The sequence below is a fragment of the Thermogutta sp. genome (assembly GCF_014359955.1).
Lineage (GTDB): Bacteria > Planctomycetota > Planctomycetia > Pirellulales > Thermoguttaceae > Thermogutta.
In genome coordinates this window covers 1-1,048 of record NZ_JACIYL010001102.1, presented here as the reverse complement: position 1 = coordinate 1,048, position 1,048 = coordinate 1, and the positions used below count along the sequence as shown (strand labels likewise).

Genomic DNA, 1,048 nt, shown 5'->3' with positions numbered 1-1,048 from the left:
TTTTCCTGTCCCGCATACTCAACGTCCGTGTGTTATATTTCCCTGACGGAAAACTTTGCCAACTCCCTAACCGGCAGCGACCGTGAAGAGCGGCACCTCGCGGCGACTGCCTCTCGACTCTCCCGTTTTTGGCCAAGCGCACGCATCGCGGCCATACAACCCCGATCGGGCGAGCCGTTCTGGCCTCGCGCCAAGCGAGCAGCCGCTTCCGGACGGGTTCATGGCCGCTGAAGGACAAACGACCAATGGTGCCGCTATAGCATTGGGAATTTGCCCACCTTTTGTTGTCAGCCGTCCTGCCACAACTTGATTCCTTCCATTCGGAGAAGCGAAGTTAAGGAGGTCGCAACAGTGGTCAAGACGAAACAGCCGAAGGATTCGAAATCGCGAAGAGCAACTGGCAAAAAGACGCAAGCTGTCAAACGGAGCATATCCGACAAAACCCATCCGACATCCGAATCCGCCTCACACTCCAAAAAACGAAAACCATCTCACAGCCGCAAGGAACCGGACGCTCCCCCCCAAGAACCGGCGCCGGCAGTCGGTTCAGCCGCACAAGACCAGGAGGTCACGAGACAGTCCGAAACGACCTCGGATCAATCCCCGAGCGATCCGACGATCGTGACGATTGATCGGCGTCGATTGCCTGATCGCCGCAGCGGGACGGACCGCCGTCAGCAAAACATCCCCGTTCCTGTGGAGCGCCGTCAACTGGAACGCCGTGCTAAGGTTCCCCGCAGGCGACAGATCGATCCCACCACCTGCGAGCGAGATTACAGCCCGGAAGAAATCGAATTCATGCGGGCCCTCGACGAATACAAGCGGGCCAGCGGAAGGATGTTTCCCACCTGCAGCGAAATCCTCGAAGTGCTCAAAAAGCTGGGATACGAAAAGCGTCCGCAGCCACCAGCCCAACCCAGCACTTCTGAGGGTACCCTCGAGGCCAATGAGCCGTCATCCCCGGCAGGCGAGGCTTCCCCGTTGTCTCCCGTTGCTCCTTCCGTCAATAAAAATGGCGGCGGGGTCGTCACCAGTGATCCACAGGCAG

At 58.7% G+C, this 1,048-nt stretch carries 1 protein-coding gene; it reads left to right on the top strand.

Annotated elements, in window-relative coordinates; genetic code table 11:
• Positions 1-621: 621 nt before the first annotated feature.
• On the top strand, positions 622-1,048 hold a 427-nt coding region (locus H5U08_RS19660), incomplete at its 3' end, for a hypothetical protein (protein ID WP_297037129.1).